This window comes from Amycolatopsis coloradensis (assembly GCF_037997115.1).
GTDB classification, from domain to species: Bacteria; Actinomycetota; Actinomycetes; order Mycobacteriales; family Pseudonocardiaceae; genus Amycolatopsis; species Amycolatopsis coloradensis_A.
The window spans coordinates 5,634,035-5,647,213 of sequence record NZ_CP150484.1; the positions used below are offsets into that span (position 1 = coordinate 5,634,035).

General features: G+C 68.1%; 12 protein-coding genes. 8 read left to right on the plus strand and 4 right to left on the minus strand.

Annotated elements, in window-relative coordinates; translation table 11 throughout:
- The gene (locus LCL61_RS26380; protein ID WP_340682198.1) at window positions 1-1,344 is read right to left on the minus strand and encodes a lysine N(6)-hydroxylase/L-ornithine N(5)-oxygenase family protein; all 1,344 of its coding nucleotides are present in this window, start codon (window positions 1,342-1,344) and stop codon (window positions 1-3) included.
- A gap of 137 nt (window positions 1,345-1,481) precedes the next feature.
- Between LCL61_RS26380 and LCL61_RS26385 the strand changes: the two genes are divergently transcribed.
- The 6 genes from LCL61_RS26385 (at window position 1,482) to LCL61_RS26410 (ending at window position 8,541) form a co-directional block, all read left to right on the plus strand.
- On the plus strand, window positions 1,482-2,429 hold the full coding sequence (locus LCL61_RS26385) for a methionyl-tRNA formyltransferase (protein WP_340682199.1): 948 nt from the start codon (window positions 1,482-1,484) through the stop codon (window positions 2,427-2,429).
- A 39-nt stretch (window positions 2,430-2,468) separates the two neighbouring features.
- Window positions 2,469-2,906: a PPOX class F420-dependent oxidoreductase gene (locus LCL61_RS26390; RefSeq protein WP_340682200.1), complete on the plus strand. Its 438-nt coding sequence runs from the start codon at window positions 2,469-2,471 to the stop codon at window positions 2,904-2,906.
- 409 nt (window positions 2,907-3,315) lie between these two features.
- Window positions 3,316-5,421 (plus strand): alpha-galactosidase, encoded by a 2,106-nt coding sequence (locus LCL61_RS26395; RefSeq protein ID WP_340682201.1) that lies wholly within the window; start codon window positions 3,316-3,318, stop codon window positions 5,419-5,421.
- 138 nt (window positions 5,422-5,559) lie between these two features.
- Window positions 5,560-6,831 (plus strand): extracellular solute-binding protein, encoded by a 1,272-nt coding sequence (locus tag LCL61_RS26400; protein WP_340682202.1) that lies wholly within the window; start codon window positions 5,560-5,562, stop codon window positions 6,829-6,831.
- A gap of 7 nt (window positions 6,832-6,838) precedes the next feature.
- Window positions 6,839-7,726, plus strand: coding sequence for a sugar ABC transporter permease (locus LCL61_RS26405; RefSeq protein WP_340682203.1), 888 nt, complete (start codon window positions 6,839-6,841; stop codon window positions 7,724-7,726).
- On the plus strand, window positions 7,723-8,541 hold the full coding sequence (locus LCL61_RS26410; RefSeq protein WP_340682204.1) for a carbohydrate ABC transporter permease: 819 nt from the start codon (window positions 7,723-7,725) through the stop codon (window positions 8,539-8,541). The genes LCL61_RS26405 and LCL61_RS26410 overlap by 4 nt, the downstream gene beginning before the upstream one ends.
- Before the next feature lie 29 nt (window positions 8,542-8,570).
- On the opposite strand, the gene LCL61_RS26415 is transcribed toward LCL61_RS26410, so the two are convergent.
- Entirely contained in the window at window positions 8,571-10,208 is a 1,638-nt protein-coding gene (locus LCL61_RS26415) for an ABC-F family ATP-binding cassette domain-containing protein (RefSeq protein WP_340682205.1), read from the minus strand.
- Window positions 10,209-10,467: 259 nt separating this feature from the next.
- On the opposite strand from LCL61_RS26415, the gene LCL61_RS26420 reads away from it, so the two are divergent.
- The gene (locus LCL61_RS26420) at window positions 10,468-11,244 is read left to right on the plus strand and encodes a PaaX family transcriptional regulator (protein ID WP_340688684.1); all 777 of its coding nucleotides are present in this window, start codon (window positions 10,468-10,470) and stop codon (window positions 11,242-11,244) included.
- 35 nt (window positions 11,245-11,279) lie between these two features.
- Entirely contained in the window at window positions 11,280-12,059 is a 780-nt protein-coding gene (locus tag LCL61_RS26425; protein ID WP_340682206.1) for an enoyl-CoA hydratase/isomerase family protein, read from the plus strand.
- Here LCL61_RS26425 and LCL61_RS26430 read toward each other — a convergent pair.
- Window positions 12,046-12,177: a hypothetical protein gene (locus LCL61_RS26430; protein WP_340682207.1), complete on the minus strand. Its 132-nt coding sequence runs from the start codon at window positions 12,175-12,177 to the stop codon at window positions 12,046-12,048. The two genes, LCL61_RS26425 and LCL61_RS26430, sit on opposite strands and share 14 nt — an antisense overlap.
- A 141-nt stretch (window positions 12,178-12,318) precedes the next feature.
- Window positions 12,319-12,789 (minus strand): hypothetical protein, encoded by a 471-nt coding sequence (locus LCL61_RS26435; protein WP_340682208.1) that lies wholly within the window; start codon window positions 12,787-12,789, stop codon window positions 12,319-12,321.
- Window positions 12,790-13,179: the final 390 nt, after the last annotated feature.

A 13,179-nucleotide genomic window follows, 5' to 3' on the forward strand; every position in this document is an offset into this window, starting at 1 on the left:
TCAGGCGGGCCCGGTCCCGCTCACCGCGTACTCGGGCTGGGACGCGCCCGCGGCCCGCCGATCCACAATGGACTGGAGGATCTCCCCGACCCGGACGGCGGTGTTGGACAGCAGCGAAGACGTGATGCCGTGCGTGTGCTCGGTGCCGCCCTGCAGGTAGATCCCGCCGTCCAGCGGCGGCTCGGTGACGATCCGGTAGTCACGCTCGACCCGGAGCCTGCCCTCGTCGTCGCGCGCGCAGGCGGAGCCGAGCTCACCGAGCAACGGTGTCGGGTCCGCTGGGCTGTACCCGGTGGCGTACACGACGAAGTCGGCGTCGAGCCGGGTCCGCTTCCCGGTCTCCAGCGCTTCGACGGTGACCCGCACTTCGGCCCCGGTGTCGGTGACCTCGGTGGGGCGGGAGACGTTGATGATCTTCAGCCGCTCGATCCCCTGCACCTTCTCGCGGTAGACGCGCCGGTACAGCTCGTCGATGAGTTCGATGTCCACGGCCGAATAGTTGGTCGCCCCGTGGTAGCGCATCAGCCGGTCCTTGACCTCAGCCGGCGCTTCGTAGAACCGCCCGACCGCCTCGGGGTCGAAGATCCGGTTGGCGAACGCGCTGTCGTCGGCCGGGCTGTAGCCGTACCGCGCGAACACCGCGCACACCTCGGCCCGCGGGAAGCGGTCGTGCAGCAGCGCGCTCACCTCGGCCGCGCTCTGGCCGGCACCGACGACGACGAACCGGCGCGGCTTCTCGGCGGCCATGCCCTCCAGCCGGTGCAGGAGTTCGCTGTTGTGCCAGATCCGTGTGCCCGGCGTCACACCTTCGGGGAGGTTCGGCCGCAGGCCGGTGCCCATCACCAGATTGCGGGCGCGCAGGTTCACCAGTTCACCGTCGGTCCGCGCGTGAACGTCGAAGAACACGATCTCGTCACCCTCGAAGACGGGAGTCACGGAAAGTACTTCCGTGCCGTAGGAGACCAGGTCGTCGACCTTCTCGGCCGCCCATTCGAAGTAGTCGTGAAACTCGATCCGCAACGGGAACAGGTTCTTGTGGTTGATGAAATCGACCAACCGGTCCTTGCTGTGCAAATACGACAGGAAGCTGAACGAACTCGTCGGGTTCCGCATCGTCGCCAGGTCCTTGAGGAAGGACACCTGCATGGTCGCGTTGTCGATCAACATCCCGCGGTGCCAGCCGAAACGCACCTGGCGCTCGAGGAAGTGGGCGGTGACGGTCTCCGCCCCCGGCGCGGCGTTGTGCTCGGTGACGGCGATGGCGAGCGCGAGGTTCGAGGGACCGAACCCGACCCCGACCACGTCGTAGACCGGAACCCGTTCACCGACCACTGCTCGTGCCATCTTGAACCCCTAGCGCGGCTCAGCCGCATCTCGGTACTTCGTTACAAAGACCAGGGAACCCTAACCTAAGTTAGGTGAGGCTCAACTAGTACTTTCAGTGGTGATGTTCATCCCTCGACCAGGAGGAGGCCGGTCCCATGCGGGTCGCCATGTTCGGATACCAGACCTGGGGACACCGCACCCTGCGGGCGTTGATCGACGCGGGCCACGATGTCGCCCTCGTCGTCACCCACCCGAAGAGTGACCACGCCTACGAGAAGATCTGGTCCGATTCCGTCGCGGACCTCGCCGAGGAGAACGGCATCCGCGCGCTGCTGCGGCAGCGTCCCGACGACCCGGAACTGCTGGCGGAGCTGAAGGAAGCCGATCTCGACCTGATCGTCGCCAACAACTGGCGCACCTGGCTGCCACCCGAGATCTTCGAGATGCCGCGGTACGGCACCCTGAACGTCCACGACTCGCTGCTGCCCGCCTACGCCGGCTTCTCGCCGCTGATCTGGGCACTCATCAACGGCGAGAAGGAAGTGGGCCTCACCGCCCACCTGATGGACGCCGACCTCGACGCCGGCGACATCGTGCTGCAGCGCGCCGTGCCGGTCGGCCCGAAGGACACGACGACCGATCTGTTCCACCGGACGGTCGAGCTCATCGCGCCGATCACCACCGAGGCGATCGAGCTCCTCGCGAGCGGCGACTACACGCCGGTCAAACAGGACAGGTCGAAGGCCAGCTTCTTCCACAAGCGCGCCCTTGAGGACAGCCTCATCGACTGGTCCTGGCCCGCCGAGGAGATCGAGCGGCTGGTGCGCGCCCAGTCCGACCCGTACCCCAACGCCTTCACCTACCACCGCGGGAAACAGCTGCGCGTGATCCGTTCGTCGGTGTCGGTGGGTCACTACGGCGGCACCCCCGGCCGGATCTTCATCCGTGAGGGTGACGGCGTCGTGATCGTCGCCGGGCCGGAGTCGCGCCGGGGCCGGTCGCACGGTCTCGTCATCGAGCGGGTCCGGACCGAGGACGGCACCGAACTGACCGCGAACGAGTACTTCCGCACCATGGGCGGATATCTCACCTCGCGCCCTTAAGGTGGCCCACGGTTCGACAGCCGCCCTGAAGGGAAAGTCATGCCGGAGAAGATGACCGACGACCAGCGCCGCGCCTTCCTCGCCGAAGGCACCCGCACCGCCGTCTTCGCGACGGTCCGCCCGGACGGCAGGCCGCACGCGGTCCCGATCTGGTTCGCCCTCGACGGGGACGACATTCTGGTCAACCTGGGCGCGGACACCGTCAAAGGCAAGGCGCTCAAGGAGAATCCCCGCGTCTCGGTGGTCGTCGACGACCCGGTGCCGCCCTATTCGTTCGTGAGCGTCGAAGGGGTCGCGGAGATCGTCTCGGATCCGGACGGCATCCGCGCGGGTTCGGAGTCGATCGCCCGGCGGTACCTCGGTGAAGCCGGGCAGGAGGCCATCGACGGCTGGCTGGCGTACGCGACGTCTCCGGGCAAGGTGATCGTGCGGGTGCGGCCGGAGCATTTCGTGGCGATCGCGAAGGTCGGCGGCTGAGAGGCTTCGGTCTCCGCACCGGTTTCCCTTGCCCGCCCGAGTCCGTGAAGGCCTCCTTGCCTACCTTCAGGGTAGATCGGAAGAGCACNGCGGCTGCGCGTGAAGGCCCCCTTCCCTCGGCTCAGCCGAGGAAACTCGACCTTCACACCTTCCCCGTACATGGAGGCCCTCTCCCGTGCGCTTAGGTACAGGAAGGGGGCTTCATGTACGGGGGAAGGCGAGACCCTGCACCGAACCGGCGGTCTCGCGTGACTGGATGGACGACACGGCCCGGACTTCGCCGAGAGTCGTCCATCCCCACAAGCGTGTCGTCCGTCCGGCGTGATCGGACGGCCCACTCACGAAACCCGATGTACCGCCGAGCGGGAGCCCTCTGGCCGCCGCCACCGTTCGGCGCCAGGATGGCCCCGTGGCCGAGATCGTTTTCGACGAGAACACCCGTTCCTGGCTCATCGGCACGGCATCCACGAGTTACGCGCTCAGGCTGACCGAGGACGACACGCCCTCCCACGTCTACTGGGGTCCCGCACTCACCGCAGACCAGGTCACCGAAATCCTGCCCCGGACCAAAGAACGCTGGGACGCCTTCAACGATCCCAACGAGGGACTCGACGAACTCGCCGCCGACGGCGGCACCCGGTACTGGACCCCCGCCCTCCAGGTCCGGTTCGCCGACGGGACCCGGCCCCTCGAATGGCGCTACCTCGGCCATGACATCGACGGCGGACAGTTGCGCGTCCGGTTCCGCGATCGCCACTACCCCCTCCGGATCACGCTCGGCTACCGCGTCCCGGCAGGCACCGACGTCATCGAGCGCTGGACCGAACTCGGCCACGACGGCACGGACGGCCCGATCGAGATCATCCGGGCCGACTCGGCGACCTGGGTCGTGCCGGTCCGGCCGGACTACCGGATCAGCCACGTCACCGGCCGCTGGGCAGCCGAAAGCCAACTGCTCCGCGAGCCCGTCCCCCACGGCGAAACGACGTTCGGCAGCAGGCGCGGCATCACGAGCCATCACGCCAATCCGTGGGTGATGCTCGACGACGGCGAAACTACAGAGCGGCACGGCGAGGTCTACAGCGCCGTGCTCGCGTGGAGCGGTTCGTGGCGGATCACCACCACCCGATCGTCCACCGGCCGCCTCACCGTGACCGGCGGTTTCGGCCAAGACGGCGTCATCCCCCGGCTCGCGCCCGGCGACACGCTCACCACGCCGGTTTTCGCCGGGCTGTACACCGGCGGCGGATTCGGTGCCGCGAGCCGCGCCTGGCACGCGTACACGATCGACCATGTCCTCCCGCATCCCGGCGAGCTTCGGCCGGTGCTCTACAACTCCTGGGAGGCAACGGGATTCGGCGTCAACGACGCGGGACAACGCGCGCTCGCGAAAAGGGCGGCATCGCTCGGCGTGGAACTGTTCGTGGTGGACGACGGCTGGTTCGGTGCCCGGAGCGGCGACCACGCCGGCCTCGGCGACTGGCAGGTCAACCGGGACAAGTTCCCCGACGGCCTCGAACCGCTCGTCGGCGAAGTGCACCGCCTCGGCATGAAGTTCGGGCTCTGGGTCGAACCCGAAATGGTCAATCCGGACAGCGATCTCCACCGGGCCCACCCCGACTGGGTCCTCCATCATCCACATCGGACTCGGTCGGAGCTCCGGCGGCAACTGGTCCTCAACTTCGCCCGCCCGGACGTCGCCGAGTGGGCGTTCGGCACGCTCGACTCCCTCGTCGGCGCACACGGGATCGACTTCCTGAAATGGGACATGAACCGCCCGTTCAGCGAGGCGGGCTGGCCGGCCGACAGCGATCCGGACAGGCTTTGGGTGGAGCACACCCGCTCGGTCTACGCGATCATGGACCGCCTGCGCGCCCGCCATCCCGGGCTGCGGATCGAGGCGTGCAGCGGCGGTGGCGGCCGGATCGATCTCGGGATCATGGCCAGGGCGGACCAGGTCTGGACTTCCGACAACACCGACGCGCTCGACCGGCTCGTCATCCAGCACGGCTACGGCCAGGTGTACCCGGCGCGGGCGATGTCGGCGTGGGTCACCGACGATCCCAACTTCGTCACCGGGCGATCCACGCCGCTGCGCTTCCGGTTCCACGTCGCGATGGCCGGGGTGCTCGGCATCGGCGGCGACATCGTGAGGTGGTCCGAGGAGGAGCTGGCCCACGCGCGCGAACAGATCGCGCTGTACAAGGAGATCCGGCCCATCGTCCAGCACGGCAGGCTCCATCGTCTCGTGCCGCCTGCCACCGATGGCGTCTCCGCGCTGCAGTACGTGGCGGCCGACGGTGGACGCGCGGTGGTGTTCGTGTTCCGGCAAGCGGCACATTTCCACACTCACGAAAGATCGGTCCGGCTCGACGGACTCGACCCCTCCGCCCGCTACCGCGACGAGGACACCGGAAAGGTGTGGCACGGTGTCTCGCTCCTGGCACACGGCCTGTTCCCGGGTTTGCCGGAGGGCGACTTCGCCAGCGTCGTGATCCGGCTGAAGAAGCTCTGAGCTGCCAGATAGATCAGATGTATCACCCCTTTTCGGCGCATTTGAGCCACAGAAGCCGCTTGACATCACTCTAGACATCCGATCGAATGCCGTCGTATATGAGACGCCGTGCATCGCCGCGAGAAGGGTGACTGGGGCATGAGAAGGTCCTTCGCGTTGGGAGCCGCACTACTCCTCGCCGCGAGCCTCACCGGATGCACCGTCGGCGGCGGGACGAACGCCTCCGGCGGCGAGATCACCTTCCTGACGTTCGAGACGCCGAACCTCCCACCGTCCTATTGGGACTCCGCCATCAAACGCGTCACCGACCGCGATCCCGGCCTGAGCGTGAAGAAACTGGTCGCCCCGTCGACCGACCGCACCGGCTACGCCAAGCAGCTGTTGCAGTCCGGCCAGTTCCCCGACGTCGCGATCGCCGTGGACTCCGCCGGTTTCGCCGAATCGGGCAACCTCTACGCGTGGACACCCGAGGAGCTCAAGGACTTCCAGTTCCCGGCGGCCAACCCGATCAAGGGCGGACACCATCAGCTGCCCGCCAACACCCAGACCATCCCGCCGATCTACTACAACAAGAAGCTCTTCGCCGACGCCGGGATCACGTCGACGCCGAAGACGTGGAACGAACTCCTCGCCGCGTCGGAGAAACTGAAGGCGAAGGGCATCACCCCGTTCACCATCGGCGGCGGCAAGGAAGGGTTCCCGTCCGCGATGCTGCTGGACGGCTTGGTCAGCGTCGACGTCTACGGCAGGACACCGGACTGGCTGTCCCAGCGCCGGGCCGACCAGATCAAGTTCACGGATCCGGCCTTCCAGCAGGCATTCGGCAAGTTCGCCGACCTGGTGGCCAAGGGCTACCTCGACAAGACCCAGGTCGCGCGGGACTACTCGGCGACCGAGGCGGCGTTCCTCAACGGTGAAGGCGCCATGTATCCGATGGGCAACTGGTTCGCCGCCAGTGCCGACGCCAAGAAGCCGCCGTTCGAGATCGGCGTCTTCAATTTCCCCTCCGAGGACGGGAAACTTGTCGTGCCCGCCTACACCGGCGGCGGCATCGTCGTCAACGCCAAATCGCGGAACCTCGACGCGGCAAGGAAGTTCGCGCTCGCGTTCCAACTCGACAAGGAGCAGATCGACGCCTCGGTCAAGGCCGATGGCCTGTTCCCCGCGATCAAGGGATACACGCCGCCCTCCGACGTCGGCCCGGTTTTCAAGGCGGGCTACGACCTGTACCGGGAAGCCGTCGCGAAGAACGCGATCGTGAACGCCTTCAGCTGGGAAACCGCGGACGACGGGCTCCTGCCGGGGATGAAGGACAAGGTCTACCAGGCCGCGCAGGACGTCATCACCGGCCGCAAAACGGTGGCCGACGCGTGCGCGTTCCTGGACACCGAATGGGCGAAGGCACGCTGACACCACGATGGGGAGAAAACCGATCCTGCCGCGGGTGTGGCATTTCGCCTCGTTCGGCGCGCCCGGAGTCGTCATCTACCTCTGCTTCGTCATGGCGCCGATCCTCATCAGCTTCGGCTACAGCCTGACGAACCACAATCCGTTCAACCCGCCCGCGGAATTCGTGGGCCTCGAGAACTACCGGTCGCTGTTCCAGGACGAACAGTTCCTGACCGCGCTGCGCGTCACGACGATCCTGACCGTGATCGTCGTGGTCGTCCCGAACGTGCTGGGGCTCGGCGTCGCGTTGCTGCTCGACCGGAAAGGCTGGCTGTACAACGTTTTGCGGAGCGTGTTCTTCACGCCCGTGATCCTCAGCTCCGTCGTGGTGAGCATCATCTGGACGAAACTGCTCGACGACCGGGGCCCGGTCAACGACGCGCTCCGCGCCCTCGGCGTCGAGCACCCGCCGGGCTGGCTTTCGGATCCTGATCTCGCGCTGTACTCGGTCGCGTCGATCGTGTGCTGGCAGATGCTGGGATTCTGCGTGGTCGTGTATCTCGCGGGCCTGCAAGGTGTCCCGGCCGAACTGCTGGAGGCCGCGGAGATCGACGGCGCCGGACCGGTCCGCCGGTTCCGCGCGGTGACCTGGCCGCTGCTCGCGCCGTCGCTGACGATCAACACCGTCGTCCTGCTGATCTCGGCGTTCAAGACCTACGACTACGTCAAGGTGGTCACCAACGGCGGGCCGGGTTCGGGGACCACGGCCACCATCGCGTTCGACGTCCTCGCCACCGGCCTCGACGCGAACCACGTCGGCTACGCGTCCGCGATGGCCGTGGTGATGCTGGTGATCGTGGCGGCCCTGACCACGATCGTGCTGCGGTTCCTGCGGCGGCGGGAGGTGGACCTGTGACCACGAAACTCCGGCCCGCCGCGGCGATCCTGGCGAGCGCGCTCTTCGCCGTGCCGCTGTACTACGTGCTCGTCAACGTCTTCAAACCCGGCGACCAGATCGCCCAGGAGCCGGCGTCGGTCCCGCTGCCACCGACGCTGACCAACATCCACGCCGTCCTCACGCGGCCCGACGGCCTGTTCTGGGTGAGCCTGGCGAACAGCCTGCTCGTCACCCTGCTGTCGATCATCGTGCTGACCGTGCTCTCGGCCATGCTCGGGCACTACCTGGCACGTTCCGGCAAGCGATGGACCAAGGTGCTCGCGCTGATCCTGTTGGCCGGCTTGATGATCCCGCCGCAGGTGATCCTCATCCCGGTCACCGAGGTGCTGCGGCTGACCGGGTTGATGGCGACGATCCAGGGCTTGGTGCTGTTCAACGTCGGCTACTACGTGCCGTTCGGAGTCTTCGTGTTCACCGGATTCATCCGCGGGGTGCCGGTGGAACTCGAGGAAGCCGCGCTGCTCGACGGCGCTAGCCGGACGCAGGTGTTCTGGCGGATCGTGTTCCCGCTGCTGCGCCCGGCCACGGCGAGTGTGCTGATCTTCCTCGGGGTGTGGATCTGGAACGACTTCATCGACCCGTTGATCATCCTCGGGCCCAGCCAGGGCACGACGATCACCACCGGGATCTACCGCTCGATCGGGCAGTACCAGGCGGATCTCGGCAGCGTGTTCGCGCTGATGTTCCTGGCGACGCTTCCGGTGCTGATCTTCTACCTGGCTTTGCAGAAGCAGTTCGTGAAGGGGCTGACCGGCGGGGCGACCAAGGGCTGACCCCCTGCCGCATTCAGTCCTCTAAATGCTCAGAGTTCCGTGACCTTGCCCTCGGCGACTTCCAGCCGCCGCGTCGTCGCCACCGCGTCCAGCATCCGGCGGTCGTGCGTCACCAGCAGCAGCGTCCCCGGATACTCCGCCAGCGCCGACTCCAGTTGCTCGATCGCGGGCAGGTCGAGGTGGTTCGTCGGCTCGTCGAGCACGAGCAGGTTCACCCCGCGTGCCTGCAGCAGCGCCAGCGCGGACCGGGTCCGCTCCCCCGGCGACAGCGTGGCCGCGGACCGGAGGACGTGCGCGGCCTTGAGCCCGTACTTCGCCAGCAGCGTCCGCACGTCGGCGTCGGCAAGTTCCGGGACCTCGCGGGCGAAGGCCTCGACGAGCGGAAGGTCGCCGAGGAACAGCTTCCGCGCCTGGTCGACCTCACCGACCACGACACCGGAACCGAGTGACACAGCGCCTTCGTCGGCCGGGACCCGGCCGAGCAACGCCGCGAGCAGCGTCGACTTCCCGGCGCCGTTGGCCCCGGTGATCGCGACCTTGTCCGCCCAGTCGATCTGCAGGTCCACCGGGCCGAGGGTGAACTCGCCCCGCCGCACCACCGCGCCGCGCAGGGTCGCCACGACCGCTCCCGCCCGGGGTGCGGCGGCGATCTCCATCCGCAGTTCCCATTCCTTGCGCGGTTCCTCGACGACTTCGAGCCGCTCGATCATGCGGTCGGTCTGCCGCGCCTTCGACGCCTGCTTCTCCGTCGCCTCGCTCCGGAACTTGCGGCCCACCTTGTCGTTGTCGGTGGCCTTGCGCCGGGCGTTCTTGACGCCCTTCTCCATCCACGAACGCTGCATCGCGCCACGCGCTTCGAGTGAGGCCTTGGTGTTCGCGAACTCCTCGTACTCCTCACGGGCGTGCCGCCGCGCGACGGCGCGTTCCTCCAGGTACGACTCGTACCCGCCACCGTAGGTCCGCACCTGCTGCTGCGCGTAGTCGAGTTCGACGACGCGGTCCACGGTGCGGGCGAGGAATTCCCGGTCGTGGCTGACCAGCACGGTCCCGGCGCGCAACCCGGTCACGAACCGTTCGAGCCGTTCCAGCCCGTCGAGGTCGAGGTCGTTGGTCGGCTCGTCGAGCAGGAAGATGTCGTACCGGCTCAGCAGCAGCGACGCCATCCCCGCTCGGGCCGCCTGCCCGCCCGACAACGACAGCATCGGCTGGTCGAGGTTCACGGCGAGCCCGAGATCCGCGACGATCTCGCCCGCCCTGTCGTCCAGGTCGGCCCCGCCGAGCGCGAGCCAGCGGTCGAGCGCGAGACCGTACGCGTCGTCCGCGCCGGGTTCGCCCGCGGTGAGCGCTTCGGTGGCGGCGTCGAGCGCGGCCTGTGCGGCGGTGACGCCGGTGCGCCGGGAGAGGAACGCGCGGACGGACTCACCCTCACGGCGTTCCGGCTCCTGCGGGAGGTGACCGACGGTGGCCGTCGGCGGGTTCAGCCGGACGCTGCCCTCTTCCGGCGGGACGAGGCCGCCGAGGGTCTTCAGCAGGGTCGACTTGCCCGCCCCGTTGACACCGACGAGACCGATCACTTCGCCGGGCGCGACGACCAGGTCGAGACCGGAGAACAGAACGCGGTCGCCGTGGCCGGCGGCGAGATTCTTGGCAACGAGTGTGGCGCTCATGAGATCGGTAAGTCTACGGGGGCCGATTGGACACCTCGTGGTCCCTCGGAAGAGTGGCAAGTATCCAAGCGATCACGGAACGTGGGTAACCTGGTTGTTCTTCTGGACCCGAACGAATCCCCGAGCATGAGGTCGGTGACAGCAAATGGCGGACTCCGCCACCCCGGTCCCCGTCGTCCACCAGCAGAAAGGCGGTACCCGTAGGCCGACGTTGAGCAGGCGGCGGGAAGTCGGTCATGCCAGCGCGCGGTCGCTGCTGATGACGATCCTCGGCGAGTACGTCCTGCCCCGTGACCAAGCGATCTGGACCTCGACGCTGGTCGAGGCGCTGCGCGTGCTGGACATCGAGGAGAAGTCCGCACGGCAGGCGCTGGCCCGTTCCTCCGCCGAGGGCTGGGTCGTCTCCGAACGCGTCGGACGAAGAGTGCGCTGGTCGCTCACTCCACCCGGCAGGCGCCTCCTGACCGAAGGCGCGGAACGGATCTACGCGTTCGGCAACGAGGAGAAGACCTGGGACGATCGCTGGCTGATGCTGATCGTGTCGGTCCCCGAAGCGAAGCGGGATCTCCGGCACAGGCTGCGCACCCGCCTGACGTGGGCCGGGTTCGGTTCGCCGGTGGCCGGTGTCTGGGTCAGCCCGGATCTCAGCCGCCAACGGGAGGCCCAGCAGATCGTGCAAGAGCTCGGCCTCGACGCGCAGGCGATGTCGTTCACCGCCGCCTACGGTGACGTCGGCGATCAGGAGACGATGGTCGCGCGGTCCTGGGACCTGAGTGACCTCAAGGACCGCTACGAGGACTTCATCGACCGGTTCACCGGTCTGCGCCCCTCCGGTGAACGCGGTGTCCTGCGCGCGCAGACCGAACTCGTCCACGAATGGCGCAGCTTCCCCTTCCTCGATCCCCGGCTTCCGCTAAAACTTCTCCCCGACGGTTGGAGCGGCGTGCGCGCGGCGGACCTGTTCCACCGCAAGCACGTCGAATGGCGACCAGAAGCACAGGCGCAATGGGACGAACTCGTGGGGGCATCGGGCTAGGGTCACGGAAAACGACCCATCGGAGGGAACCCGCCTTGGCCGCCTCGATCCGCCTCGACCGTGAAGACGACCTCGCCGTCCTGACCATCGCTTCGCCGCCGCTGAACCTCTACACGGCGGATCTGCAGGCCGAACTGGGCGAGGCGATCGGTGAACTGGAGGCCACGCCGCCCCGCGCGGCGCTGATCCGCGCCGAAGGGAAGATCGTCAGCGGCGGCGTGGACGTCTCCCTGTTCGACGCCCAGTCGAGCGCGGCCGAGGCGAAGGTGCTCTTCGACGAGATGCTGGCGATCCCCGACCGGATCGCCGCGCTCCCGTTCCCCACCGTGTTCGCCGCCCACGGCCTGTGCCTGACGTGGGCGTTCGAGGTCGCGGTCGCCTGCGACCTCATCCTCGCGAGCGAGAAGGCCAAGTTCGGCCTGGTCGAACGGGTCGTCGGCCTGACCCCGACCATGGGCGGCACGCAGCGGCTCGCCGCCCGCGCCGGCGTCGGCCGCGCCAAGGAATTCGTGATGACGGGCGCGACCTACGACGCCGCGACACTCGAACGCTGGAACGTGGTCAACCGGGTGCTCCCGGTGGACGGCTTCGACGAGGCCGCACGCGCCTTCGCGACCGACCTCGCCCAGGGGCCGACAAAGGCGCACGCCGCCACCAAGAAGGTCCTGGAACACTACGAGCACGGCGGCGTCGCCGAGGCGAATGAACACATCACGACGATCGCCGCCGGGCTCTTCGACACCGAGGACCTGCGTGCGGCGGTGAAGTCGTTCCTCGCCGACGGTCCCGGGAAGGCGACCTTCACCGGCCGCTGAGCCGCCACGGCCGCTGACCGACCGCGTCCACCGGGCCGGACGCGGTCACCGCGGTCGAATTCGTGCCCAAGTACCGGAAGGTATCGGCGGCGAAGACGATCACGACGGGATTCGCCACCTTGGGGTCGTCCTCCGGGCCGAGCGGCCAGGTGATGCCGCCGCGGCGAACAGAGCCGACTGGACGACCGGCGGAAGATGGCTCTCGGTGGTCAGCGCGAGGAGGTCCTTGCCCATCGCGTTGGAGTCGCCCTTCGCGCCGCTATGGCTGCTGTTGAGGTAGGCGAACATCGCGTCCGCATCGGAGAGGGAGATCCGTCCGGTAGGCGGGTCTCGGCGTGCACGGCTCCGCGACGCCCTTGAGCGGCTCCTCGCCCTTGTACACCTGCGCCCGCCCGTTCCGGCAGCCCGGAACCGGGAAGAAACCGCCGTCCGCCGCCTTGATCACCCCGTCGTGGGTGCCATCGGCCGAAAGCCACGATTCCCGCTCGCCGTCGGGTTGCCTGGTCTTCGTATAGACGAACTGGCTCGGCTTCGGTGACGTGCCCGGTGTCTTCAGCGCGGCCGCGACGGCATTGCGGAGAACCATGACGGGATCCGCGGCGGCCGCGGGCGGTTCGAGACCGACCTCCTCGACCGGGGCCAGAGCGACGACAGCGGTGATGGCCTCGGCCAGCCCGGCCGCCCGCACCCAGGCCCAGACCCAGCGCCGCCGTTTCGGCAGCGGCACCACGTTTCTGTTCCGGCGGCGGCCTCGGCCATCCGGCGCGCCCGCGCCGAGGCGAGTGCGCCGGATTCCGCGAACGGGACCGATCCGGTCCGCTCGGCGATCAGCTTCAGCTCATCCATGAGTGGAGATCTCCTTCGCAGTCGTGGTGTCCTGGCGCCTGAGCGGAATGCCCAGTGCCGAAGCCGCCTCCTCGTAGCCCAGGCCTTCTCCAGCAGCTTCCCCGTCGCCTCGGCGGTCACCTGTTCGGCGACGCGCTCGGCGTGCCCTTCTACTCTGGCGGCGGACCGAGGGCTTCGCGCAGCTTCAGTTCCCTGGCCTCCTCGCGGCGCCGGCGCCACCAGGAATACCTCCCCCAGCGCGTCCTCGGTGGCGGCGGGCCCGATGCGCCCGACC

Bases quoted from the DNA above. Each gene is read 5' to 3' on its own strand.
- LCL61_RS26420 (WP_340688684.1), top strand. From the start codon at position 10,468: ATGACGATCCTCGGCGAGTACGTCCTGCCCCGTGACCAAGCGATCTGG.
- LCL61_RS26415 (WP_340682205.1), bottom strand. From the start codon at position 10,208: ATGAGCGCCACACTCGTTGCCAAGAATCTCGCCGCCGGCCACGGCGAC.
- LCL61_RS26405 (WP_340682203.1), top strand. From the start codon at position 6,839: ATGGGGAGAAAACCGATCCTGCCGCGGGTGTGGCATTTCGCCTCGTTC.
- LCL61_RS26385 (WP_340682199.1), top strand. From the start codon at position 1,482: ATGCGGGTCGCCATGTTCGGATACCAGACCTGGGGACACCGCACCCTG.
- LCL61_RS26390 (WP_340682200.1), top strand. From the start codon at position 2,469: ATGCCGGAGAAGATGACCGACGACCAGCGCCGCGCCTTCCTCGCCGAA.
- LCL61_RS26380 (WP_340682198.1), bottom strand. From the start codon at position 1,344: ATGGCACGAGCAGTGGTCGGTGAACGGGTTCCGGTCTACGACGTGGTC.
- LCL61_RS26400 (WP_340682202.1), top strand. From the start codon at position 5,560: ATGAGAAGGTCCTTCGCGTTGGGAGCCGCACTACTCCTCGCCGCGAGC.